Origin of the sequence: Actinopolymorpha rutila, assembly GCF_013407855.1 — a bacterium.
Taxonomy (GTDB): Bacteria; Actinomycetota; Actinomycetes; order Propionibacteriales; family Actinopolymorphaceae; genus Actinopolymorpha; species Actinopolymorpha rutila.
Window position 1 is genome coordinate 6,391,493 of the sequence record NZ_JACBZH010000001.1, and the last position, 22,894, is coordinate 6,414,386.

The window sequence follows — 22,894 nt, forward strand, 5'->3', positions numbered from 1 at the left end:
TCGACGCTACGAGGCGGACCGCCGCGCGGCAATTGGTTTACGCCGGGAGGCTCCCCTACCGCGCGTACAGCTGGGTGAGCTCCGCCACGACGTCGTCCCACTCCGGTCCCGGGCGGCCGTCCAGCGCGGCGGCCAGCCGGTCGAGGTAGTAGTGCCAGCCGGCCGCCACGTCCTTTACGTCGTCGCCCGGCGCCAGCCGATGGACGAAGCGCAGGCTGGTGCCGGTGCCCCCGGTTTCGTCCGGACCGAGTGTGACCTCCACCCGCCACCGAGGCTGGCCCGGTACGGACCAGTCGACCACCAGCCGGCGCGGCGGCTCGCACTCCAGAATCCGCACCGGCTCCGGCCCCGCGCCGTCCTCTCCGGTCATGGTGAACTCCACGGTCGACCCGACGCCCGGACGTCCGGTCCAGGTGCCGATCCAGCGAGCCGAACGGTCGGACTCGGTGACGACCGCCCACACCTCCTCGACCGGATCCGGGTAGGTCCGGCGGAACTCCAGGCGTACTCCCGTCCCCTCCGAATCACCTTCGGGGACCACCCGGCCGAGGCCGGGATGTGTGTCGGTCATGGACGCTCCTTCGCCGTGGTGGTCGAAGTCCCCGACTATAAGACCCAACTTAAATAAGCGCTACCTCCTCCGACGGCGTGTCCGGTGGGAGGCCCGACGGGAAGTCCGGCAGGAAGTCCTGGAGAAAAAGGTTCGGGCACCGTGTCGAACCGGTCCCCGGCCGTTCGAAGTGTGGTTGGAAGGTGGGTCGAGGCCCAGTGACCGACAAGACACGGACAAGCAGACAGGGAGATCGACATGCGGGTGATGGTTCTGGTGAAGGCAGACGCCGACTCCGAGGCCAGCGTGATGCCGGAGGAGCAGTTGCTCACCGAGATGGGGAAGTACAACGAGGAACTGGTCAAGGCCGGGATCATGCTCGCCGGCGACGGCCTGCACCCCAGTTCCAAGGGGGTCCGGGTGCGCTTCTCCGGCAAGGAACGGTCGGTGATCGACGGACCGTTCGCGGAGACGAAGGAACTCGTCGCCGGCTACTGGCTGTGGCAGGTTCGTTCGATGGACGAGGCGGTCGAGTGGGTGAAGCGGTGCCCCAACCCGATGCTCGGCGAGTCCGAGATCGAGATCCGCCCGGTGTTCGAGGCGGACGACTTCGGCGAGGCGTACACGCCCGAGGCCCGGGAGCGCGACGAGCGGCTGCGCGCGCAGACCTCCCAGCGGCAGTAGTCCCACCGGCCGGGCGGCCGGCATGGTCTGATTGGGGCCGTGAGGGCAGAATCCCAGCTCGCCGGCGGCCCGGCCGGTCATCCGGAGGCCCACCGGGACGTCCACCAGGATGCCCACCGGGCGATAGAGACGGTCTGGCGGATGGAGTCCGCCAGACTGATCGCCGGGCTGGCCCGGATCGTGCGCGACGTCGGCCTCGCCGAGGAGCTCGCCCAGGAGGCGCTGGTCGCCGCCCTGGAGCAGTGGCCCACCGAGGGGGTGCCCCCGAAGCCGGCCGCGTGGCTGATGACCATCGCCAAGCGGCGCGGGATCGACCGGTTGCGGCGGGAGGAGCGGCGCGACCAGAAGTACGCCGAGATCGCCCGCGACCTCGACGTCGAGCAGGTCGACCACGCCGCCGAGGTGGCCGCTGCCCTCGACGACCACATCGAGGACGACCTGCTCCGGCTGATCTTCGTCGCCTGCCATCCGGTGCTGTCCACCGATGCCCGGCTGGCGATGACGTTGCGGGTGATCGGCGGCCTGCGTACGGACGAGATCGCCCGCGCCTTCCTCGTACCCGAATCCACGATCGCCCAGCGCGTCGTGCGGGCGAAACGCACGCTCGCGCAGTCCGGTGTGCCGTTCGAGATCCCCGAGGGCGCCGACCGCGCGGCCCGGCTGTCGTCGGTGCTCGAGGTGATCTACCTGATCTTCAACGAGGGGTACGCGGCGACCGCCGGTGACGACTGGCTGCGTCCGGCGCTGTGCGAGGAGGCGTTGCGACTGGGGCGGATCCTGGCCGCGCTCGCCCCGGGCGAGGCCGAGGTGCACGGACTGGTCGCGCTGATGGAGATCCAGGCGTCGCGGGCGAACGCGCGCGTGGACGCGTCCGGGCAGCCCGTGCTGCTGCTCGACCAGGACCGTGGGCGCTGGGACCATTTGCTCATCCGCCGGGGACTGGCCGCGCTGGAGCGGGCCGACTCGCTGGGACAACCAGCCGGGCCGTACGTCGTCCAGGCCGCGATCGCCGCCTGCCACGCGCGTGCCCGTACGCCGGAGGAGACCGACTGGGCCCGGATCGTCGGACTGTACGGCGTACTCGCCGCGATGCTCTCCTCGCCGGTGGTCGAGCTCAACCGCGCGGTCGCGGTGGGGATGGCCCGGGGCCCGGCGGACGGGCTCGCCCTGGTGGACGCGCTGGTCGACGAAGGAGCGCTGGCGGAGTATCACCTGTTGCCGTCGGTACGCGGTGACCTGCTGGTGAAGCTGGACCGGCGGGAGGAGGCTCGGGCGGAGTTCGAACGCGCGGCTTCCCTCACCCGTAACGAACGTGAGCGCGCACTTCTCCTGAGCCGTGCCGCCGACTGTGCCGTCGGCTGAACGTCCACAAGCGGAATCCGCGTCAACCTCACCTTGCGCGGGAGTGACAGCGGACCACCGTCGTCCCTGCCAGCCGGTCGTAGGGCGTGCGCCCCGAACGCCAGAAAACACCGACCACATAGGCCGCGGCAAGCACGTACACAGCACCGAGCAACACCGCGTCGACGACCGGCGATCCGATCCGGAGCGTCAGGTCCCAGATTGCGGTGTGCGCAAGTTCCCATGGCAGCAGGACTTTCAGAGCGTTGCGCGCCGCCGCGCGAGGGAAGCCGACGCGTCCGTCCGGCGTACGGCGTACCTCCACCGCGAGCATTCGCTTGCCGACCGTGGCGCCCCGGCGGGCCTCCTGCACCGCCAGCCACGTCGTCACCGGCACACTCAGCAGCAGGCTCGCCGCGAGTTGGGCGAGCACCCGGCCGCTGACGCCGGACACCTCCGGAGCGACGCCGAGTGCCCGGGCAGTGAACCCGACCCCGACGAGGATGCCGACGTATCCGAGGATCACGGCATAGTCGAGCGCCGTCGCCGCCACCCGCCGCCACGCCGTCGACTCACCCATCGGCTCCGCCCCCCGTTGGTTCGTCCAGGTGTGTCCTGGCACGATACCCCGCACGCCGAGTAGCTCGGCGTCTCGGCGAGGACGGATGGACGACGATGAATCCTGCGGTGACTGTCCGGCCATTCGACAAGACCGCGGACACGGATGCGGTTGCCGCGATCGACCGTTCGTTCCGCACAGACGAGGCCATGCGGGTCTCACGTACCGACGACGGCTTCGAGCTGACCGCGGTGCGGACCGAGCCGCTCACGAAGGTCTTCCCGCTCGACCTGGACGAGCAGACCGACCACGGCCGGTGGGACGCGGCCTGGGTCGCCGAGACCACCGAGGTCAGCTCTCCGGGGACAGTGGTCGGTTTCGCCGCCGTCCGGTTCTCCCGGTGGAACCACCGGGTCGAGCTCTACCACCTCTACGTCGACTCCGCCCACCGCGGCCGAGGCGTGGCACGTGCGCTGCTGGAGCAGATCGACGAGGATCCGCTGATCCGCGAGCAGGGGCACTGCCTGTGGCTGGAGACCTCACACCTGAACGTGCCCGGGATCCGCGCCTACCGAGCGCTGGGATTCCAGCCCTGCGGCCTCGACCTGGAACTCTACGGCGACCCGCCCAGCGGGCCCCGGGAGATCGCGCTCTTCTTCGCCCGGCCGCTGCCCCAGACGTCTGCCCCGTAACGGAACCGCTCACGACTCGACCGCGTGCGGACAGCCGTGACGCGCGTCTTCGGCGGTGACATGGCAGGCTGTGCCGGATGAACGACGACCGGAACGTGCTCGGCGGTGAGCTCGCCCCCTGCGGTACCGACCCGGTGACCGGCTTCTACCGCGACGGCACGTGCAGCACGGGGCCGGACGATCTCGGCAGCCACACAGTGTGCGCGGTGGTCACGCAGGAGTTCCTCGCCCAGCAACGCGAGCTCGGCAACGACCTGGCCACGCCGAGGCCGGAGTTCCACTTTCCCGGCCTTCGTCCCGGCGACCGTTGGTGCGTGGTGGCCGCGCGCTGGCTGCAGGCGCTGGAGGCCGGGGTGGCTCCGCCGGTGGTGCTGGAGGCGACGAACGTCCAGGCCACGCAGGTCATTCCGCTGGAGACGCTTCGCAAGCACGCCGTCGACGTGCCACCCGACATCCGGTCGCTCACCTGAGCGAGCGACCGGCCGCGTGCGCCAGCCAGCGCAGCGCGGAGCCGTCGAACGGCGGGCCACCGGCCCGCATCAGCTCCGCCACCTCGGCACACGAACGCCGTGCGGCCTCCACGTGCCCGGCCGGGACCGAGTATCGCGCGACCTCGGCGGCCACCTCGTCCTCGTCGAGGACGGTCACCATGCCATCGCGGTCACGGACGACGTCGAGGGTCAGGTCGACGAAGGAGATACCGCCGGCGGTGGCCTCCGCGGGTGTCGAGATGTCCGCGCGGTCCGGCTCGACGTCGTCGAAGGTCCGCACCGATCCGTCGGCGCAGTAGGCACGGAAGCTGACCGGTGGCGTGCCCATCCGCGCCACCCACCAGCCGTCGTACGGATAGCAGAAGACCTGGTCGGTGGCGTACCGCAGGATCGTGCCGCTGGCCCGCCGGACCGGCCATCCGGCCGGGAGCACCGCCCAGTCGCCGTGCTCGTCCCGGCCGAGTACACGCTCGGTCCACGACGCGTTGATCCGGTCCGGAAACTTCAGCTTGCGGGCGGCCCGGCAGTCGCGCTCGAAACAGCCCAGCCGCATCCGGTGCGTCCCCTTCGTCGATGGTCACCCCGGCCACGTGACCGGCCGGACGGCCGGCCACGCGAAGCCGACCGGACTACTGCGACTTCAGAGCCTGGGTCAGCTCCTCCTTGGACATGCCGGCCGCGCCCTCGATGCCCGCGTTGCGCGCCTGGACGAGCAGTTCCTCCTTGGTCTCCTGACCGGGCTGCTCGCCGATGTGCTTCTCCCGGCTCGCCGCGAACGCCTTGCCGAGCTCGTCTCGGCGCGCGTCGTCGAGCCGGTCGCGGAGCCCGGGAAGAACCTGGCTCTCCTCCTCGTCCACGTGGTGCTGCACCGCCTCGACGAACTCGGTCAGCTTCGACTCGAAGCTTGCGTCGTCGGGGTCGGTGGCCTTCAGACGGGCGAGGAGTTCCTCTGCCTCGGCATGCTCTTCCTGGCTGTGCGCCACCTCGTCGGTCTCCGCGGCCTCCTTGCGAGCCACGGGGTAGACCTCGGCCTCCTCGGCCCGGGAGTGCGCCACGAACAGAGCCGACAGCTCGGGCAGTGTCAACGCCCGCTTGTCAGGCTCGTTCTGCAGAACGTCGAACAACCGCTCGACCTCGCGATGGTCTGCCATGATCAGGTCGACGACATCCGCCATCAGTAATTCCTCCCCGATGCTTCTCGTCACTCTGCGCGGTGGTTGGGCCGCGTTCGCCATTCCACCATGGTTCCTGGTTGGTCGCTTGTCGCTCAGTAGCCGACGGTCCTGCGAGCCGGCGGTCTTCGACAGCGCACCTTCCGTACGCAGATCGTGCACAGGCCGTGCTCGACTCGTGCATGGAGCGTGGAGGTCGTCCTACCCGGCCGATCGCGGCGTAACCGCACGGCCGCGGTGGTCACCTGCTGAGCGTGGTCACCTGCGGAGGACGTACCCCGCGGCCACGCGATCACACGCGGGCAGTGACCGAACCAGGTCGGTCACTGCCCGCGTGCCGCCGCTCACGTGTGTGCGGCCGGGTTCGTCCAGTAGAAGGCCTCCGGGTCGTACGCCGCGGGCGTGGGGTGCTGCCACGGCGCGATCAGGCCGTTCAGCTTGAGGTTCTCCCGCGCGGGTACGTTTCCGAGCTCCTGGTGGGCGAGCTCCACACACGGATAGTTGCCGACCACGCCCATGTAGAACGGCCCGTGGGAGATGTGGATCTTGATCATGTCCCAGACGCCCGCGAACCGCTTCAGTGCGTCGGTCTCCACCCGCGCCTTGTCGTAGATCTCCCACAGCCGGGTCACCGGGTGGTCGGCTGGGGGCTTCTCGCTCGGCGGGTTGCGTTTGTACGGGTCGGCGTTCGCGACCTTCTTCTCCTCGGGCGTGTTGCGGATCATGTCGTAGTTCGCGTAGAGGGGCGCCCAGAACGCGGCGCTCAGCCCGTTGCCCACCGGGACCAGGAGTTCCGGGCTGACCAGGCACTCGTGCACAGGCATCGCGGGGTTCATCCAGGCCGTGTAGGCCATCAGCTCACCGGCCTGCCACTTCACGCTCCACTGCGCCGGCGGGACGGGGTTGCGCATGACGTCCAGCCCGAGCGCCTTCCAGTACTTCTGCAGCAGGCTGCCCATCTTGTCGCCGTCGCCGGTGACGTCGGCCGCCTGGTCCAGCCGCAGCCGGAAGCGTCCCCCGTCGGGGAGGTCGCGCAGCCCATCCCCGTCGCGGTCCACGACTCCGATCTCGTCCAGCAGCTTCTTGGCCTTCTCCACGTCGTGGGCGGAGTAGCTGTCCCGCCAGGCCTCGAACGTCTTCTTGCCTTCCGGGTCGGCCAGGCAGTCCGAGGCCTTCAGGCTGTAGGTGCCGGTGGTCTTGTAACCGGTGTTGAAGAACACGGCCTTCTGCACCTCGGCCCGGTCCACGCCGAGGGAGAGCGCCTGCCGGAACTTCGGCTCGTTGAGGACCTTGCGGATCGCCGGGTCCTTGTAGTTGAGGTTGAAGAAGAACAGCGAGCCGCAGCCCGAGCCGCTGTCCCAGAGCAGGACGTTCAGCTTGCTCTTCTTCGCGGCCTGCTTCAGACCGGACACGTCCGCGAGAGAGATGTTCGCGAACGTGCCGTGGACGTAGTCGGTGTCACCGTTCTGGATGCGCAGCTTGGTGACCTGGGGGTCCGCGACGGCGGTGAACGTCAGCGTGTCCACGTAGGGAAGCTGGTCACCGTCGGGGGTGACACACCAGTAGTACGGGTTGCGTTCCCACACCATGGTGCGGCCCTCGCGGTAGGACTTCAGCCGCCATCCGGTCATGGTCGGGCAGTCCGGGTTGATCCCGAAGTTCCGCTTGGACTCGAAGGTGTCGACCCACTTCTCGCCGAGCCCGCCGGTGTAGGCGGGGTGGTACTTCACCAGGTAGTGCTTCGGCACGATCCACGTCGGGCCGTTGCCGTTCTTCACCCAGTTGGCGATGTACGCGGCGGTGAGCGGCGCGGAGGTGCTGAACTTGATCCGCACGGTGAGGTCGTCGGGCGCGGACAGCTCCGCGACCTTGTGGTCGGCAGCGATGAGTTCGGCCGGCGCCACCTCCGGATGACGCTCGTCGAGCACCATGTCCTTCCACCAGAACATGATGTCTGCGGCGGTGCAGGGTTCGCCGTCGGACCAGCGCAGCCCCTTGCGCAGGTGCAGGGTCCACTCGGTCTGGTCGGCGTTGGTGTCCCAGCTTTCCGCCAGCCCTGGGCCCACGTCGAGGGCGTCGTTCAGCCACCGCAGCGGCGAGTGGCCGTACATGTATTCCTTGACCACACTGCTGGCGGTGTCGTCGACGATGAGGCGAAGGTTGCCGCCGTACTTGCCGCGCCGCAACCAGTTGTGCGGCAGCACGTACGGGTTCGCCGGCAGCCGGTCGCCCACCTTCGGCAGCGATCCCGCCTTCACCTGCTTGGCCAGCAGCGGTGACTCGGAGAAGCTCTTCGGCGTCGGCAGCGCCTTCGTACTCGACCCCTTGCCGGTGGCGGCGGATTTGGCCGGCCCGCCGTTCGCGGCCGGGGTGGCGTCCCCACCCGAGCACGCGGCGAGCATCGCCGCACCGGCGGCGACGGCGGAACCATGGAGGAAGGCCCGGCGGCTGAGCCGGGACGGGTGGTGCGCGTGCTCACTGCTCATGCGACCCCAATCAGTTCGCGCTCACGTTAGGTCGCACGCGGGCCGTCCCGCCGGGTCCAGGCCGGTTCCGGACGTCCGGATTCCGCCGTCGCGCTTCGGTGTCGCTCACGGCGCCGCCAACCGTCACCAGGTTTCGGGGAGCACACAGGTGTAGGTGGTCACGTCGCCGTCCGTGTGCTGCTCGACCACAGCCTCCGACGCCCCGTCACCACGTCCGCCGAACGACACCGACCACCGGTCCACGCGGTCCTCGGCGAGTACGACGTCGAGGCGCAACGGGCCGCCGGCCGCGAGTTCGTTCGTAGCCCAGGAGACCGCCCGCACCACGCCGGCTCCGGCGTCTCCGTCGATCGGCTCGACCACCGCCGCGTAGCTCGTCCGCGGCCCGCACGACCGGCGCAGCAGCGTCGCCTGGCGTTCGGCCGGCGGGTTCGACGGCGAGGTCGCCACCAGAACGGTCGCCCCGTCGGGGTCCAGGCCCCACATCCGGGTGCCGGCGCCGTCCACCTCCCAGGCCACCTCCCAACCGGGTTCGGCGGGCAGTCGGCGTACGTCCTCGAGGAACTGGTACGCCTCGCCGCCCGGCGGCCAGTCAGGCATGCCGAGGTCGCCGGTCAGGTCCGCGGGGTCCGGCACGACCAGCGTGCCCCGGTGATGCCAGGCCAGGTCCACCGGCTCCTCGCCCGCAGTCGCGACGAGCACGACGTCCAGGAAGTAGCCGCGCGGTGCCGACTTCCACAGCACGCACCGGCGGATCGACGCACCCGCGTAGGCGGGAACGTGCACCCGCCGGGGCTCACGCAGCCACGAACCCTGGGGACCGCGATCGGCGTCCGGGTCGACCGGCCAGGAGACCGCCGCGTCGACCACGCCGGGGTGGTCGAGCGCCGGCGCGGTGTGGGCGAGCAACCGGCCCTGCGCCTCCGGCTGCGACACCTCACCGATCACCACGGTGTTGTGTGCGAGCGTCTGCCGGAACCACGGGCCCTGCAGCGGTGAGTTGTACGCCGGTGAGCCGGGATCGGGTGCGAGCCGGACACCGAACGCGTGCAGGTCCAGCATCAGCTTGTCCGGGTGACCGTGGCCGCCGCCGTGCAGGCCGTACTTGACGAGCAGGCCGCGTTCGGCACGGCCTTCGCCGTCCGACAGCACCGCGTACCCGCTGGCCGGATGAATCGCCCGCCGCGGCCGAGGGGGCGCGGCGCCGGCCGCGCGCAACTCCGGGCCCATCAGCAGTGCCGTCTCCGACAGCCGGGGCACGCCACGGTCGTAGACCGTGCGCAGGAACGCCGCGTCCGCCGGGTCGTTCCACAGTCCGTACGCCTGCTCGTAGTGCGCGGCGTACCCGCCGACACCGAGCGGCAGTGCGATGCTGATCCAGCCGTCGTTCAGCGCGGGCAGGCTCAGGTCGGCGCGCAGCATGGTGAGCGGTGCGACGAACGTCGAGCGCAGTCGCGGCGAGTCGAGAAAGCCCGGGTTGACATGGCGCAGCGCGAGCGCGGCCACCAGGATGCTGGACAGCATGTAGAAGTGGTACGACGGCGAGCCCTCCGCCCACCAGCCGTCGTCCAGGATGCCCTCCCGGAGCTGTTCGGCCAGGCCGTGCGGGTGGGCGAACGCCCTGTCCAGGAGGGACTTCTCGCCCAGCTGCACGCCGAGCGTGGTCAACGAGGCGAGGTGCCAGCACTCGATGTTGTGGATCTTGTGCAGCAGCTGGTCGGTGACGTGGGAGCCGATGTTGTGCAGCAGGTCGGTCTCGATCCGCTCCCGGTCGACGGCACCGAGGGAGTCGCGTACGCCGTCGTAGGCGTAGGCGATCCCGATGCCCCACACCGCCTCCTCCAGGGACTGACCGGTGACCCGGCCGTGGCCGACGTGCTGCCCGTGCGGCGGGAGCTTCGGGTAGCGATCCGCGTAGTCCAGCAGCAGGTCGGCCACATGGTCGCGGTAGCGCTCCTGCCCGGTCGCCTGCCACACCAGTGCGCACGTGGACAGGCCGTTCAGGATGTGGCCGTTCAGCACCGAACGCCAGCCGCCGTCGAACGACTCACCCCGCCAGGTGGCTCCGTCCACCGGGCAACGGTGTTCGTGTGGGCGGGCGGGGTCGAAGTCCAGCAGCACCACGTGGTCCGGGCAGTAGTACGCGTGTCCCCAGCCGGCGCCCACGTCGGCCGGCCGCAAGCCCGCCTTGACGGCCTCGTCCGCGCGTGCCAGCAGATGGGTCCAGGCCGGGGCGAACTCCAGGTCCCGGCTGCGCGCCCGCAGCCGGTCGTACTCCTGCCCGGTCCGTAACGGATGGCTCACGAGCTTCCCTTCCGTGCGGCCTTCTCCGCGGCCAGCCCCTTCTCCAGTTCGGACCTGATCTGGTCGCCGCCACCGGAGCGCCACCGCTTGCGCATCTCCGCCAGCGAACTCATCGGCCGTCGCCCGGTGATGATGCCGTTGGTGTAGTCCTGCACCAGCGCGGTCAGGGCGTCCCCCTTGGTGAAGTACGTCGCGGAGTCGATGCCCGCGGTGGGGTCCTGGGCGAACGCCTTCGACATCTCCTCCACCAACTGCTGCGCCTTCACCGCATCACCGGGAGCGTTCGGGAAGTAGTAGCCGACACCGGGAATCGCCATCAGGCTGAGGAAGCTCTCCGCGCCCACCTTCGGGTCGGTCGAGGCCACCGGGACGCCGTTCGCGTCGTACTTCCACTGGTGGCCCTCGACCCCCATGTGGGTGAGGAACCACTCCCGGCTGCCCAGCGGCGCCGCGAGGTAGTCGATGACCCGCAGCAACTCCTCGACCCGGCCCTTGTCCTTCACCGACGTCGGAATGCTCAGCATGCCGTAGTAGCCGAGGTCCGCCGGGACGATCCCGTGGCCGCCGTCGAAACCGGGCGGCACCAGCACGTCGGTGCGTGCCTTCGGGTCGCGCTGCAGGATCTCCCGGCGGGCGCCGTTGACGCCGTAGTACTGTTCGGGCCCGTTGATGTTGAGGATCGCCACCCGGCCGGCACTCCAGTAGCCGTGGTACTGCGCGGGGTTGGGCGTCAGGGTGAGCACGTTCGGGTGGATCAGGCCCGCCTTCCACAGCTTGTTCGCGAAGGCCAGCGCGTGCTCGTACTCCTCCGTCTCCAGGTCCTTGGTGAGGCTGCCGTCCTTGTGCAGGCGCCAGTTGACAGGCGCGCGGTAGACCTGCAGACCGCAGAAGCTGAACGCGACGTCGATGGTGGCGATGGGGTAGGTGTTCGGCCCGCCGCCGGTCTTCATCGCCTTCAGCCAGGCGAAGAGCTCGTCGAGGTTGGTGGGCTTGTCGGGCATGCCGCCCTTCTCGGCCCAGTCCTGGCGGTAGGTGACCGTGCCGCCGATCGCCTGCGGGCGGTAGCAGGGCACGCCGTACACCGCACCGCTGATGCGGGAGTTCTTCCAGGCGTACTGCGGAACCAGCGCCAGGTTGGCGTACTTCTTCACCTTGTCGCCGCCGAGGAACTCCCGCAGGTCGTAGAACACGCCCTGGGGAAGGAACTTTCGGGCCGCCCGGCCGCGGTAGCTCGGCTCGTTGGTCACGATGTCGGGCAGGTTGCCGCTGGCGATCGTGGTCACCAGCTTCTCGCCGTAGCTCTGCGCCGGGACGATCGTCGTCTTCAGGTTGACACCGAGCACCTTGTTGACCGCCTGGTGCCAGACGTTCTGCTCCAGCGGGGTCGGCGGTGCTCCCCAGGTGATCGTGAAGCTGGTGACGTCACCGCCGCTGCCCGGCGTCTTCGGCACCGAGCGGTAACCGGGCCGGGGAAGCTTCTCGAACGCCGGCGGAATGGCCGGGTCGGCGGACAGGTGAGCACCCGGAATCGCCTTCCTGGCAACGGTCACCGGCAACGGTTCACCCCCGCCCGAGCCACCGGAACCGCCCGAGCCGCCGGAGCCACTCGTGCCCGTCCCGGTGCCCGCGCTCGAACACCCGCTCAGGACGGCGCCGCCCAACGCGCCGGCGCCGAGCAGCAGCAGGTCCCGGCGGCGAAGCGCACGGTCGAGTTCGCTGGTCATGGTTGTCTCCTTCTGGCGTCGGCCACTGGTGTTCGGGCCTCAACCCTTGATGGCTCCGGTGAGGACGCCCTTGGTGAAGAACCGCTGCAGGAACGGGTAGACCAACAGGATCGGGACGGTCGCGAGCACCAGCACAGTCATCTGGATCGTCTCCGGCGTGAGGTGGACCTGCGTCTGCTCGCGAATCGCCGCGTCGCCGAGCGGCTCGGCCTGCAGCACGTACTGGCGCAGGATCAACTGGATCGGCCACATCCGCGGCTCGTTGAGGTAGAGCATCGCCTCGAAGAAGGAGTTCCAGTAACCCACGCCGTAGAAGAGTGCGATCACCGCGAGCACCGCCTTGGACAGCGGCAGCACCACCCGCCACAGGATCTGCAGCTCACCGGCACCGTCGATGCGGGCGGCGTCGTACAGCTCCTCGGGGATGTTCATGAAGAAGTTGCGGATCACCACCAGGTTGAACGCGCTGATGGCGCCGGGAACGATCAGTGCGAGGTAGTTGTCCAGCAGGCCCACGCCGCGCACGACGAGGTAGCTCGGGATGATGCCGGCCGAGAACAGCATGGTGAACAACACCAGCAACAGGATCGGCCGCGCGCCCGGCACCCGGCTGGTACGACTCAACCCGTACGCCATCGTGACGGTGCAGAACATGCTGACCAGCGTTCCGACGGTGGTGACGCAGATGCTCACCACCAGCGCACGCGGGACGGTCTGCCCGGCCAGGATCAACTGGTACGCCGCCGTGGTGAAGCCCTTCGGCCACAACAGCAGGTCGCCTGGTGTGTAGACCTTCGGGTTGGACATGCTGACCGCGATCACGTAGATGAACGGATACAGCGTCACCACGACGGTGAACGCCAGCACGAGCACCTTGAGCGCCGTGACGAACGCGCTCGGGCGTTCCTGCCAGATCGGACGCGTCGCCATCAGAAGACGCCCTCCCCACCCATCTTCTTGGCCGCCCGGTTGGCGCCCAGGACCAGCACGGTGCCGACGAGGCCCTTGACCAGCCCGGCCGCGGTGGCAAGACCCCAGTCGCCGCCGTTGATGCCGCGGAAGTAGACGAACGTGTCCAGCGTCTGCGCGGCGTCGGCACCGACCGCGGGCTGCTGCAGCAGGATCTGCTCGAAGCCCACCGACAGCACGCTGCCCAGCCGGAGAATGAGCAGCAGGATGATCACCGACGCGATGCCCGGCAGGGTCACGTGCCAGATCCGGCGCCATGGTCCGGCCCGGTCCAGTGCCGCGGACTCGTACAACTCCTGCGGGATCGCCAGCATCGCGGCGAGGAAGATGATCGTCCCCCAGCCGACCTCCTTCCAGATGACCTGGGCGGTCACCAGGACGGCGAAGGCGTCGGGGTTGCCGATGATGTCCGCGGCCTGCAGGCCGAACAGCTTGAGCACGTGGTTGAGCACACCGGTCGGCCCGAGCATCTGGTTCCAGATGGAGACGACGATCACCCAGCCGATGAAGTGCGGCAGGTAGACGACCGTCTGGATCCACCGGCGTACCCGCACGCTGATCACACTGTTGAGCAACAGCGCCAGCGCCAGCGGGGCCGGGAACGCGAAGACGATCTGCAGGCCACTGAGCAGCAGCGTGTTGCGCAACGCGTTCAGCAGCTCGGGATCGCTGAAGATCTGCGCGAAGTTCGCCCAGCCCACCCACGGACTACGCCGGAACCCCAGGAACGGCGAGTAGTCCTGCCAGGCGGCGATGTTGCCGAGCAGCGGCAGGTAGCGGAACACCACGAAGTACAGCAGCCCCGGCGCGATGAGCACGTACATCCATCGTTCGCGCCACATCCGGTGCGCGAGCCCCAGCCTCGTGCCGTCCCCGGTAGGCCGGGCACGTCGCGGCGAGGAACCCCGGACGGCGGGTGCACTCGGTTTGCTGGACGTCGTTGTCGTCGTCGACGTCATCACCCCCACAGACCCTCGCAGGTTGCGCCGTTGCGGAACTGGCGCCAGTCCCCCGACCCGGACGCACAAGCTCCGTAGGCGATGCCCCACAAGGATGAAGGCGGGATGCGGTCTCGACTAGGCCGTAGCCGACCGCTGTTAGTACGATCCTGACATGGTGCGGCGTCGGTCACCGGCCCAGTCGCCGGCCTCCTCCGTGGCCGTCTTACCGGCCACCTATCGCCAGCACGACGTGTTCGGTCCGGGCCCGATGCCGTTGTTCGCCAGCGTCGTACGCCTCGACGGCGACCTCGAGGACCACGCCCACGACTTCCTCGAGATCGCCGTGGTCGGTGAGGGTTCAGGCAGGCACCGCACGGCCACCGGGTCCGCGTCGGTGCAGGTGGGTGACGTACTGGTGTTGCGACCCGGCGCCTGGCACGGCTTCACCGACTGCCGCGAGCTGCAGGTGGCCAACTGTTGTGTCGGTACGTCGGACCGGGTGGCCGACCTGAGCTTCCTGCACGTCGTTCCCGAGCTTCGCGAACTCCTGTGGACCGCACCCGCGGCGGCCGGCCGCAAGGGTGTGCTGAGCACGCGCGTCGCGCCGGAAGCGGCCACGCTTGCGTTCGGCGAGATCGGCCGGCTGACCGAGGCGTTGCACGGGGATGTCAACCGCGTGTTGCTCATGGCCAGGTTGCTGACCGTACTCGGCCACCTGGTGGGTACGCCCGCACCGGCCCGGCCGGCACCGGAGCCCCGGCCGGCTGTGGTCGACGCTGTCGTGCGGGCCCTGGACAACGAGCCCGAGTACCCCTGGACGGTCGAGCGGCTGGCCGGTCTGGTCAACCTGGATCCGGCGTACCTGTCCAGGTTGTTCCGGCACCACCTCGGCCAGCCGCCGATCAGCTACCTGGCCCGGCTGCGGATCGAACGCGCCTCGGTGCTCCTGGCGGGTACGACGCTGCAGGTGGCTCAGGTGGGTGCCGCCGTCGGCTGGCCGGACCCGAACTACTTCGCCCGCAGGTTCCGCGCGCTGTCTGGCCTGAGCCCGACCGACTATCGTTCGCGGTGTCTCGTCTCGCCGAGCTCGGAAGGCCCGGTGGGTCAACCGAAGCGGTGAGTCTCGCCGGCGTAGGCCAGCAGTACGCGCAGCACGTCGCGGATCGAGGCGACACCGACGACCGTCTCCTCCCGGCGCAGCGGGATGTGGCGTATCTCGCCGTCACGCATCAGCGCCGCGACCCGGGTGATGCTGTCGGTGGGGCTGGCCCACACGGTGGTGGCGCCCACCAGGTTGTGCGCCTGCACCTCCTCCGGGTCGGCGTCGGCGGCGAGGGCGTGCACGACGTCGCGTTCGGAGATCATCCCCAGCGGCGAGCCCTGGTCCATCACCACCAGCGCTCCCACCGCGGCGTCGGCGAGGGAGACCGCGGTGACGCGCAGCGAGTCGTGCGCGTCGACGTTGACGACCGGCGCCCCCATGATCCGTTCGACCGGATCCTCGGGACGCACCGGTCCGGGTGCTGTCGCGAGCGGTTCCTCCCCGGCTCGCTGCCGGGGCACCACCCGGGTGTCCGGGCCCGGGTAGAGGAGGGACTCGTGGCCGTCGTCCCAGTCCACGCGATAGTGCTCGGCGTCCTTCGTTCCCAGCACCTCGCGTACCGTGCCGAGCCGGTTGGGCCGGTCGGTCACCTCCGCCTGCACGATGATCCGGTCACCGATTATCGCGTGCATGGCAGCCTCGCTTTCCGCTCCGGGTGCGCGCCGAGGCTCCCGCCGGCGGCACAGACGTCTCGGGTGCTGACTGCACCCTGTCCACCGACCGGTCCGGGCACCAAGGGCCGATGGTCCCCGCGCATCGCCGCAGTGGGCCGGGTGACGGCACTGATGCCCGTCGGCGACGGCCACCCCGTAGGAAACCGCACGCTGACGGCCCGCCGGATCGGCGAACAAGGCGGGGATACTTGCAGGGTGTGGAGGTGGCGCAACAGGCCTTCCGCACGCCCTGCCGACGCTCCGCGAAGTGAGCAACCACCGGACAATCGCCGCGAACTATGGGTTCCGGAGGCACGCAGGCCGAGGGGTGCGGAAACCACCCCACCCGGTGCGGCCGGCCGGGCGGGCACGTCGGCGCGCGGTGACGGGCAGCCCGGCCCCGCACAGCGGCCCGATCAGGGCGACGGCACCTTCCTCACCTGGGCCCGAGCACACGTCGCCGTCCTTGTCGTCCTCGCGGCCGTGCTCGGCGGCGTGGCCGGCGGGGCCGTGGGCGCGGCGACCGTGTCCGGGCTCAGCACTCCCCCTGCCCAGCCGCCGGGCCGGCCGGTCGTGCTGGCCGAGGGGTTGCCGCGGATCGTGCAACGGATCGGCCCGGCCGTGGTCGAGGTGCGTACGTCCTCTCTCGGCGGCCACTCCATCGGCAGCGGAACCGTCCTCACCTCCAACGGGTTGGTCCTGACCAACTTCCACGTCATCTCCGGCGCGTCCCCCGCCGGCCGGATCACCGTGCAGACCGGCACCGCGGCCACGTCCGGCCCCGTCCAACCGGCCACGTTGATCGGCGCGGACCCGAAGGCCGACCTCGCCGTCATCCGGGTCACCAACGCCAGCGGCCTCGTCCCGGCACCACTGGGGAACTCCGATCAGCTGGCCGTGGGCGACCCGGTGATCGCGATGGGCGCGCCGTCCGGCCTGCAGGGCACGGCGAGTTTCGGCATCGTCAGTGCCCTGGACCGGCTGGTGCGGGTGGCCGGTCCGAGCCTGGGGCTGGCCGGCCAGGGCCCGCCAGTCACCTACCGCGCGATCCAGACCGACGCCGCGCTCAGCCCGGGCAACTCCGGCGGTCCGCTCGTCGACCAGTCCGAGACGGTGATCGGCATCACCTCCGCCGTCTTCGAGGGAACCAGCGGCAGATCCATCGGCGTCGGCTTCGCCATCCCGATCAACGACGCCGAGAAGCTCGTCCGCACGATGGTGGCGCAGTACGGGCCGAAGTGACCCGAACTCCCGCGTGCCGGAACACCGGTGGGGTCGCGGTCGTTCTTCCGTCCGACCACCAGCTGAGCAGTCCCGCCACCAGCTGAGATCCGGCCTGGCTGAGAAAGGCGTCGCGATGAGGACCCGTACGGCGGCCAAGGACACCTTCCACCGCCTGAGCACCGGCGCCCACCGGGCCGTCTTCACCGCCACGAAGGGGCGGGTCCTCGGCCGTGCGCTCGGCATGCCGGTCATCGAGCTGATCACCGTCGGGCGCCGCTCCGGCCAGGAGCGCTCCACCATGCTGACCGTCCCCGTCGTCGACGGCGACCGGCTGGTTCTGGTGGCGTCGTTCGGCGGCGACGACCGCGACCCGGCGTGGTTCCACAACCTGCGCGCCCACCCCACCGTCCGCGTCACCGGCCTCGGTGCCACTCGTACGATGCGGGCGCGGATCGCCGATGACGAGGAGCGCGCGGCTTTGTGGCCGCGGATCGTCGCCGCCTACCAGGGATACGCGAACTACCAGACCCGCACGACCCGGAGGATTCCAGTTGTCGTTCTCGAACCCACAGCCGACGCCGATGCCTGAACCCCCCGAGGAACGCGTACGCCGGCTGGCCGCCGAGTCACTCACCGCGCACGACCCGATCGGCTGGTTCGAGCGGTTGTACGCCGAGACGGCGAGCGCCGGGGGCTCAGAGCCGGGCGAGGGACCCGCGATCCCCTGGGACCGCGGCACCCCGCACCCGCTGCTGGCGGACTGGGCGCAGGAGCGGCGCCTGGCCGGGGCGGGGCGGCGTGCGCTGGTGGTGGGCTGCGGCTTCGGGCGGGACGCGGAGTTCCTCGCGCGACTGGGCTACGACACCGTCGCGTTCGACGTGTCCTCGACGGCCGTCGAGGAGGCGCGGCGCCGGCACCCGACCTCACCGGTCAGCTACGTCACCGCCGACCTGCTGGACCCGCCGGCCGACTGGGTGGGTGCGTACGACCTGGTGGTGGAAAGCATGAACGTCCAGGCGCTTCCCGACCCGCCGCGGGCCGACGCCATCGCCCGGATCGGGCCGCTGGTGGCACCGGGCGGGACGCTGCTCGTGATCCAGGTCGCCGGGGACGATGACGCCGGTCGCGTCCAGGGCCCGCCGTGGCCGTTGAGCCGAGCCGAGATCGACGCGTTCGCGACGGGAGATCTTCGGCCGGTACGCATCGAGCGCCTTCGCAACGACGCCGACGACCCGGGCCGGTGGCGGGCCGAGTTCAGTTCAGCGGCAGGAGATGGCCGGACCTGACCAGCCAACACGGCCGGTTGTCCCTTGTGGGGCAGGCGAACCGGCCCGAGCCGCGGGCGCCGGGCACAACCCCGGCACACGGCGGGCTGTCGGGTTCTGGCCGACAAGCGAAGGATCGGCTTGGCCGATACAGTGCCGCCTGGCAGGCTGAGCGGTCGGTGATACGTCCCGCAGCAGGAGTCGAAGGAGGCGCCGTGATCGACGACGTGACCCACCATCTCGGCGCGGTCGGCCGCACCGTCCGCAGCGGAGAGCGCGACGGCCTTCCCACCCGGGTGGTGGCCGTGAGCCAGACCTACGACGGCGCGGTCGACGACGTGTGGGACGCGCTCACCAATCCCGAGCGGCTCCCCCGCTGGTTCCTTCCGGTCACCGGCGACCTTCGGGTCGGCGGGCGCTACCACCTCGAGGGGAACGCCACGGGTGAGATTCTCGCGTGTGCGCCGCCGTCGCACCTGGCGGCCACCTGGGAGTCCGCCGAGGAGGTCACCTGGCTGGAGGTCCGGTTGACCGAGGAGGAGCCCGGGCGGACGCGGCTCGACCTCGAGCATGCGGCCCACGTCGACCCTGGACGCTGGAAGCAGTTCGGGCCGGGCGCCGTGGGCGTCGGCTGGGACCTCGCCCTGCTCGGCCTGGCCACGCACCTGTCGGGAGCCGGTGACCTCGACCCGGCGGAGGCGGCCGCCTGGCCGCTGTCGGAGGAGGGCCGGAAGTTCATCGCGTCGTCGAGTGAGCGGTGGGGCGCGGCCAACGCCGCCAACGGCGAGGACGAGGCGACCGCGGCGGAGGCGGCCGCCCGCACCACCGCCTTCTACACCGGACAACCGCTGTAGTGACGGCCGAGCTCCACCTGGTCCTCGACCGCTGGGGACTCGAACCCGTCGGCACGATCGAGCGCACCGAGTCCGGCACGATGAACGACACCTACGTCGTCACCACCGCGCGCCGCCGGGTCGTACTCCGTCGCCACCGCCGCACCGACCGCAGCCAGGTCGAGTGGGAGCACGAGGTCGTCGCGCACGCCCGCGCGGGCGGCGTGCCGGTGCCCGCCGCCATCCCCACCCCGGACGGCGAACTCGTCGTCGGTCACGGCGGCCGGTGGTTCTCGTTGTTCACGTACGCCGACGGCGAGCAGGTGGAGAGGAAACGCCTAGGCCCGGATCACGCCCGGGCGATGGGAGCGACACTGGCCAGCATCCACCGCGTGCTGGCCGACATGCCGCATCCTCCGACCGCGAAGAACCAACCGACGCCCACGCCGGAGGAGTCCTTGCGGCGGATGGGGGATCTCGTCGCGCTGATCGAACGCCGGGACCGCGAACACACCGCCGACCAGTGCGACGCCTGGGCGCTGGACCGGCTGCGCAGCAAGATGACCTGGCTCGCGTCGGATGGCGCCCGGCTCGCGCTGCCCGAGGCGCCGGCGGGTGCGGCCCGGCTGACCCACGGCGACTACCAGGAGACCAACGTGTTCTTCTCCGAAGCCACCGCCGCCGATGTACGGGTGGTCGCGGTGATCGACTGGGACAAGGCCGAGGTGCGGTGGCCGCCCGAGGAGATCCTGCGGGCGCTCCACTATTCGTTGCTTCTCGCGCCCGACCTGTGCTCCGCCTTCGTCGACGGCTACCGCTCGGTGAGCCCGCTCGCGATCGACGACCTCGACCTGGCCGCCGACATCCGCACGGTCGACGACGTGCACTCCACCTGGCTGCCCGAGGAGATCTACCTGCGCGGCAACGACCGGGTACGGCAGTTCGTCCGGCCCGGGCCGTTCGTTCCGTTCAACCGGCACTGGCGCGAACTACGGCAGAACCCGGCCATCTCCTAGGGTCTGTCGCAGGACAGACCCTAGGCAGCACCGCTCCAACTCCTGTGCTGCTCCTGGAAGCCCGCCAGGGCACGGTCCAGTTCGTCGGCGGCCTCCGGGAACCGATCCGAGACGTCGAACTGCTCCGCTCTGTCCTCGGCGAGATCGAACAGAGCACGTTCGACGACATAGGGCGGCGTCATTCCTTCGCGAGCGTGATGGACCCGCTTGAACCGTCCGCGGCGCACCGCCCACTGTCCGTCGTACGTCCAGAACACCGCACGCTCGTCGAGGTCGGCGGGTGCGCCGGGTTTCCGCAACCCCGCAAGGAGCGAGCGGCCGTCGACGTCGGTGAGTTCGGCAGGTGCGCCGTCGACGGCTTCGAGGATCGTCGGGAGCAGGTCCATCATCAGCCCGACGCCCGGGTAGTCGACTCCGGCCGGCAGTTGGCCCGGCCACGACACGATCGCGGGTACGGCAACTCCCCCTTCGAGTACGGACCCCTTCGCGCCCCGGAGCCCACCGGTGGACCCGCCGTCGTAGGAGACCTCCTCGCCGTCGAGCCAGTTCCGGCTCTCCCTGGAGGGACCGTTGTCGGAGGAGAAGAAGACCAGGGTGTTCTCGCGCAGGCCGTGCTCCTCCAGCGCGTCGATGATCAGCCCGATCGCGTCGTCCATCGCCGCGACCATGGCGGCCATCGTTCTGCGGCCTTCGGGGAGGTGGGCGAACCGGTCCAGGTACTCCGCCGGCGCGTGCAGCGGATAGTGGGGCGCGTTGAACGGCACGTAGCAGAAGAAGGGCCGATCGTCGTCTCGCGCGACGAACCGGGCCGCCCGCTCGCCGATCACGGTGGTGAGGTAGTCGCCGTTGAGCCACACCTCCTCGTCGCCCTCCCAGAGGTCGTGCACGGGATTGTGGCCGCCCCAGTAGAAGATGTGCGAGTAGTAGTCGACGCAGCCCGCGCGGAACCCGAAACTCTCGTCGAATCCGTGGTGCGCGGGACTGAACTCCTCCGCCACCCCGAGGTGCCACTTGCCGAAGATGCCGGTCCGATAGCCGCGGCGGCGGAGTTGGCCGGCCAGCGTCTCCTGGTGGGGAAGGCCCCGGGTGCGGCGCGTGCCTCCGAGGATCGTCTCGACGCCGGCGTGGGCGGGGTACTTCCCGGTCAGGAGCGAGGCCCGCGAGGGAGAACAGACCGGTGAGTTGGAGTACCACTGCGGCAGCCGGACACCGGAGGCGCACAGGCGGTCGAGCACCGGGGTCTCCAGGTCGTCCGCCCCGAAGCAGCCGACGTCTCCCCACCCGAGATCGTCCGCGTAGATGACGACGACGTTGGGACTCGTGGTGTTCGGCACATTCACCCCTCGAAGCCGTGGCAGTACCCGCACATTCTGACGGGCCGATAATCGATGGCGATGGCCGGGAGGACCTGCTTGGGTACGTGCCGATGACAACCGAACTCGACGCGCTCGTACGCCCGGCCGACTATCCGCTGTCCGCGAAGTACGACCCAGCATGGTTGCTGGACCTCGACATGGGACCGCATCCCCTGTGGTTGCTGGAGGATCTGGCCCGCGACCTGGACCTCCGTCCCGGGATGAAGGTGCTCGACCTCGGCTCAGGGAAGGGCGCGACGTCGGTGTTCCTGGCCCGCGAGTTCGGCGTCGAGGTGGTCGCGGCCGACCTGCGGATCGCACCGGAGACGGCGACGGCGGTCTTCACCGCGGCCGGCGTCGCGGACCGGGTGCACGCGGTCCAGGCGGAGGCGCACGCGCTGCCCTTCGAGGCCGAGTCCTTCGACGCCATCGTGTGTGTCGACGCGTACGAGTACTTCGGTACGGCCGACAACTATCTCGCGTACATCATCGGTTTCCTCAAGCCTGGTGGGCAGTTCGGGGTCGCCACTCCCGCCATGACCCGGGAGGTCCGCGACCTCGGCGCGATCCCGCCACACATCAGGGCGTGCGTGGGCTGGGAGGCACTCGCCTGGCACACCGCGGACTGGTGGCGCTTCCAGTGGGAGATCACCGAACTCGTCACCGTCACCTCGGCCCGGCCGCAGCCGAGGGGGTGGAACGACTGGCTGGCGTGGGGTCGCGCTGTCTCGACGCGCGCCACGGGCACCGACCGGGCCGTGGTCGAGAGCGTGAACGCCATGCTGGAAGCCGACGGCGGTGAGTTCCTGACCTTCGCGTTGCTGACCGCGCGCAGGAACGCGGTCTGAGGACGGTTCGGGTCACGAGGTCCGCGAGGAGCCGGTCTTCGTACCCGGCAACGGGCCGGTGAGGTAGCGCTGCACCGTGGGTGCGACCGAGGCCACCAGCGTCTCGGTGTCCATCGCCACCATCGGCGGCAACTTGAGAACGTAACGGCACAGGGCGATTCCCAGCAGTTGTGACGTCACCAGCGCGGCGCGCGCCGGCGCCTCCTCCGGGTCGGCCACCACCCGGCCCATCGCCACCTGAACCTGGCCGCCGAACACCTCACGCAGCCTCACCGCGGCCGCCTCGTTGGTCGCCCCGGACCGGAACGCCACCACCAGGACGTCGTCGGCGAGGTCGCCCTCCCAGCGTTCGAAGAAGTGGCGGACGAACCGCTCACCCGCGGACTTCCGGGGACCTTCGGACAGGTCGGGCAGCCGCAGGTCGATCTCCGCCGCCATCGCGAACAGGCCGTCCTTGGACCCGTAGTAACGCATCACCATCGACGGGTCGATCCCCGCATCCGCGGCCACGGCCCGGATGGTCGTGCGTTCGTATCCCTCCGTCGCGAAACGGCGGCGGGCGGCCCGCAGGATCGTCTCCCGGGTCTGGTCCGAGCGTGTGGTGAACGGCATGCCCACAAAGGTAGGCCAACAGGTGTTGGCAAGCCAGCCTAGCCGGGCTACCGTGTAGTCAACAAGCGTTGGC

General features: G+C 70.1%; 23 protein-coding genes. 11 read left to right on the forward strand and 12 right to left on the reverse strand.

Annotated elements, in window-relative coordinates:
- Positions 1 to 55: 55 nt before the first annotated feature.
- On the reverse strand, positions 56 to 571 hold the full coding sequence (locus F4554_RS28680; RefSeq protein WP_179790722.1) for an SRPBCC family protein: 516 nt from the start codon (positions 569 to 571) through the stop codon (positions 56 to 58).
- Positions 572 to 808: 237 nt separating this feature from the next.
- Between F4554_RS28680 and F4554_RS28685 the strand changes: the two genes are divergently transcribed.
- Both F4554_RS28685 and F4554_RS28690 read left to right on the forward strand, forming a co-directional pair.
- Positions 809 to 1,234 carry a YciI family protein gene (locus F4554_RS28685; protein ID WP_179790723.1) on the forward strand — a complete coding sequence of 142 codons (426 nt, stop codon included), beginning with the start codon at positions 809 to 811 and terminating at the stop codon, positions 1,232 to 1,234.
- Positions 1,235 to 1,375: 141 nt separating this feature from the next.
- Positions 1,376 to 2,596: an RNA polymerase sigma factor gene (locus F4554_RS28690; RefSeq protein WP_179791837.1), complete on the forward strand. Its 1,221-nt coding sequence runs from the start codon at positions 1,376 to 1,378 to the stop codon at positions 2,594 to 2,596.
- A 28-nt stretch (positions 2,597 to 2,624) separates the two neighbouring features.
- Here the strand turns inward: F4554_RS28690 and F4554_RS28695 are convergent, their stop codons facing one another.
- Complete coding sequence (locus F4554_RS28695) at positions 2,625 to 3,155, reverse strand: RDD family protein (RefSeq protein ID WP_179790725.1); 531 nt, start codon at positions 3,153 to 3,155, stop codon at positions 2,625 to 2,627.
- A 107-nt stretch (positions 3,156 to 3,262) separates the two neighbouring features.
- Here F4554_RS28695 and F4554_RS28700 point away from each other — a divergent pair, with 107 nt between their 5' ends.
- Positions 3,263 to 3,826, forward strand: a complete 564-nt coding sequence (locus tag F4554_RS28700; protein ID WP_179790727.1) for a GNAT family N-acetyltransferase — start codon at positions 3,263 to 3,265, stop codon at positions 3,824 to 3,826.
- Positions 3,827 to 3,903: 77 nt separating this feature from the next.
- Positions 3,904 to 4,296, forward strand: coding sequence for a DUF2237 family protein (locus F4554_RS28705; RefSeq protein WP_179790729.1), 393 nt, complete (start codon positions 3,904 to 3,906; stop codon positions 4,294 to 4,296).
- On the opposite strand, the gene F4554_RS28710 is transcribed toward F4554_RS28705, so the two are convergent.
- The 7 genes from F4554_RS28710 to F4554_RS28740 form a co-directional block, all read right to left on the reverse strand.
- Positions 4,289 to 4,870, reverse strand: a complete 582-nt coding sequence (locus F4554_RS28710; protein ID WP_179790730.1) for a ribonuclease FAU-1 family protein — start codon at positions 4,868 to 4,870, stop codon at positions 4,289 to 4,291. The two genes, F4554_RS28705 and F4554_RS28710, sit on opposite strands and share 8 nt — an antisense overlap.
- A gap of 76 nt (positions 4,871 to 4,946) precedes the next feature.
- Positions 4,947 to 5,492: a hemerythrin domain-containing protein gene (locus F4554_RS28715; RefSeq protein WP_238341431.1), complete on the reverse strand. Its 546-nt coding sequence runs from the start codon at positions 5,490 to 5,492 to the stop codon at positions 4,947 to 4,949.
- Positions 5,493 to 5,833: 341 nt separating this feature from the next.
- Positions 5,834 to 7,975 carry an ABC transporter substrate-binding protein gene (locus F4554_RS28720; RefSeq protein WP_179790732.1) on the reverse strand — a complete coding sequence of 714 codons (2,142 nt, stop codon included), beginning with the start codon at positions 7,973 to 7,975 and terminating at the stop codon, positions 5,834 to 5,836.
- A gap of 123 nt (positions 7,976 to 8,098) precedes the next feature.
- Complete coding sequence (locus tag F4554_RS33870) at positions 8,099 to 10,279, reverse strand: heparinase II/III domain-containing protein (RefSeq protein WP_179790734.1); 2,181 nt, start codon at positions 10,277 to 10,279, stop codon at positions 8,099 to 8,101.
- Positions 10,276 to 12,003 carry an extracellular solute-binding protein gene (locus tag F4554_RS28730; RefSeq protein WP_179790736.1) on the reverse strand — a complete coding sequence of 576 codons (1,728 nt, stop codon included), beginning with the start codon at positions 12,001 to 12,003 and terminating at the stop codon, positions 10,276 to 10,278. Before F4554_RS28730 ends, F4554_RS33870 begins: the two co-directional genes overlap by 4 nt.
- Before the next feature lie 39 nt (positions 12,004 to 12,042).
- On the reverse strand, positions 12,043 to 12,933 hold the full coding sequence (locus F4554_RS28735) for a carbohydrate ABC transporter permease (RefSeq protein ID WP_179790738.1): 891 nt from the start codon (positions 12,931 to 12,933) through the stop codon (positions 12,043 to 12,045).
- A complete protein-coding gene (locus F4554_RS28740) occupies positions 12,933 to 13,796 on the reverse strand; it encodes an ABC transporter permease (RefSeq protein WP_179790740.1) in 864 nt (287 codons plus the stop codon). The genes F4554_RS28735 and F4554_RS28740 overlap by 1 nt, the downstream gene beginning before the upstream one ends.
- A 289-nt stretch (positions 13,797 to 14,085) precedes the next feature.
- Here F4554_RS28740 and F4554_RS28745 point away from each other — a divergent pair, with 289 nt between their 5' ends.
- A complete protein-coding gene (locus F4554_RS28745; protein ID WP_179790742.1) occupies positions 14,086 to 15,033 on the forward strand; it encodes an AraC family transcriptional regulator in 948 nt (315 codons plus the stop codon).
- Here F4554_RS28745 and F4554_RS28750 read toward each other — a convergent pair.
- The gene (locus F4554_RS28750; protein WP_179790743.1) at positions 15,018 to 15,647 is read right to left on the reverse strand and encodes a DUF1918 domain-containing protein; all 630 of its coding nucleotides are present in this window, start codon (positions 15,645 to 15,647) and stop codon (positions 15,018 to 15,020) included. The genes F4554_RS28745 and F4554_RS28750 overlap by 16 nt on opposite strands.
- A gap of 237 nt (positions 15,648 to 15,884) precedes the next feature.
- On the opposite strand from F4554_RS28750, the gene F4554_RS28755 reads away from it, so the two are divergent.
- The 5 genes from F4554_RS28755 to F4554_RS28775 all read left to right on the forward strand — a co-directional run bounded on the left by F4554_RS28755 (position 15,885) and on the right by F4554_RS28775 (position 20,006).
- Positions 15,885 to 16,910: a trypsin-like peptidase domain-containing protein gene (locus F4554_RS28755; RefSeq protein WP_179790745.1), complete on the forward strand. Its 1,026-nt coding sequence runs from the start codon at positions 15,885 to 15,887 to the stop codon at positions 16,908 to 16,910.
- Positions 16,911 to 17,025: 115 nt separating this feature from the next.
- On the forward strand, positions 17,026 to 17,481 hold the full coding sequence (locus tag F4554_RS28760) for a nitroreductase/quinone reductase family protein (RefSeq protein ID WP_179790746.1): 456 nt from the start codon (positions 17,026 to 17,028) through the stop codon (positions 17,479 to 17,481).
- Positions 17,474 to 18,178 (forward strand): class I SAM-dependent methyltransferase, encoded by a 705-nt coding sequence (locus F4554_RS28765; protein ID WP_179790747.1) that lies wholly within the window; start codon positions 17,474 to 17,476, stop codon positions 18,176 to 18,178. Before F4554_RS28760 ends, F4554_RS28765 begins: the two co-directional genes overlap by 8 nt.
- 194 nt (positions 18,179 to 18,372) lie before the next feature.
- Positions 18,373 to 19,011, forward strand: coding sequence for an SRPBCC family protein (locus F4554_RS28770; protein ID WP_337796239.1), 639 nt, complete (start codon positions 18,373 to 18,375; stop codon positions 19,009 to 19,011).
- Complete coding sequence (locus tag F4554_RS28775) at positions 19,011 to 20,006, forward strand: phosphotransferase (RefSeq protein WP_179790748.1); 996 nt, start codon at positions 19,011 to 19,013, stop codon at positions 20,004 to 20,006. Before F4554_RS28770 ends, F4554_RS28775 begins: the two co-directional genes overlap by 1 nt.
- Before the next feature lie 20 nt (positions 20,007 to 20,026).
- Here F4554_RS28775 and F4554_RS28780 read toward each other — a convergent pair whose 3' ends face one another.
- Positions 20,027 to 21,340: a sulfatase-like hydrolase/transferase gene (locus tag F4554_RS28780; protein WP_202889499.1), complete on the reverse strand. Its 1,314-nt coding sequence runs from the start codon at positions 21,338 to 21,340 to the stop codon at positions 20,027 to 20,029.
- Positions 21,341 to 21,432: 92 nt separating this feature from the next.
- Here F4554_RS28780 and F4554_RS28785 point away from each other — a divergent pair, with 92 nt between their 5' ends.
- Entirely contained in the window at positions 21,433 to 22,209 is a 777-nt protein-coding gene (locus F4554_RS28785; RefSeq protein ID WP_179790750.1) for an SAM-dependent methyltransferase, read from the forward strand.
- Positions 22,210 to 22,221: 12 nt separating this feature from the next.
- On the opposite strand, the gene F4554_RS28790 is transcribed toward F4554_RS28785, so the two are convergent.
- Positions 22,222 to 22,821: a TetR/AcrR family transcriptional regulator gene (locus tag F4554_RS28790; protein ID WP_179790751.1), complete on the reverse strand. Its 600-nt coding sequence runs from the start codon at positions 22,819 to 22,821 to the stop codon at positions 22,222 to 22,224.
- Positions 22,822 to 22,894 lie beyond the last annotated feature (73 nt).

Coding starts and splice junctions, on each gene's coding strand:
- F4554_RS28680 (WP_179790722.1), bottom strand. CDS start 571: ATGACCGACACACATCCCGGCCTCGGCCGGGTGGTCCCCGAAGGTGAT.
- F4554_RS28685 (WP_179790723.1), top strand. CDS start 809: ATGCGGGTGATGGTTCTGGTGAAGGCAGACGCCGACTCCGAGGCCAGC.
- F4554_RS28690 (WP_179791837.1), top strand. CDS start 1,376: ATGGAGTCCGCCAGACTGATCGCCGGGCTGGCCCGGATCGTGCGCGAC.
- F4554_RS28695 (WP_179790725.1), bottom strand. CDS start 3,155: ATGGGTGAGTCGACGGCGTGGCGGCGGGTGGCGGCGACGGCGCTCGAC.
- F4554_RS28705 (WP_179790729.1), top strand. CDS start 3,904: ATGAACGACGACCGGAACGTGCTCGGCGGTGAGCTCGCCCCCTGCGGT.
- F4554_RS28710 (WP_179790730.1), bottom strand. CDS start 4,870: ATGCGGCTGGGCTGTTTCGAGCGCGACTGCCGGGCCGCCCGCAAGCTG.
- F4554_RS28715 (WP_238341431.1), bottom strand. CDS start 5,492: ATGGCGGATGTCGTCGACCTGATCATGGCAGACCATCGCGAGGTCGAG.
- F4554_RS28720 (WP_179790732.1), bottom strand. CDS start 7,975: ATGAGCAGTGAGCACGCGCACCACCCGTCCCGGCTCAGCCGCCGGGCC.
- F4554_RS28730 (WP_179790736.1), bottom strand. CDS start 12,003: ATGACCAGCGAACTCGACCGTGCGCTTCGCCGCCGGGACCTGCTGCTG.
- F4554_RS28735 (WP_179790738.1), bottom strand. CDS start 12,933: ATGGCGACGCGTCCGATCTGGCAGGAACGCCCGAGCGCGTTCGTCACG.
- F4554_RS28740 (WP_179790740.1), bottom strand. CDS start 13,796: ATGTACGTGCTCATCGCGCCGGGGCTGCTGTACTTCGTGGTGTTCCGC.
- F4554_RS28745 (WP_179790742.1), top strand. CDS start 14,086: ATGGTGCGGCGTCGGTCACCGGCCCAGTCGCCGGCCTCCTCCGTGGCC.
- F4554_RS28750 (WP_179790743.1), bottom strand. CDS start 15,647: ATGCACGCGATAATCGGTGACCGGATCATCGTGCAGGCGGAGGTGACC.
- F4554_RS28760 (WP_179790746.1), top strand. CDS start 17,026: ATGAGGACCCGTACGGCGGCCAAGGACACCTTCCACCGCCTGAGCACC.
- F4554_RS28765 (WP_179790747.1), top strand. CDS start 17,474: ATGCCTGAACCCCCCGAGGAACGCGTACGCCGGCTGGCCGCCGAGTCA.
- F4554_RS28785 (WP_179790750.1), top strand. CDS start 21,433: ATGACAACCGAACTCGACGCGCTCGTACGCCCGGCCGACTATCCGCTG.
- F4554_RS28790 (WP_179790751.1), bottom strand. CDS start 22,821: ATGCCGTTCACCACACGCTCGGACCAGACCCGGGAGACGATCCTGCGG.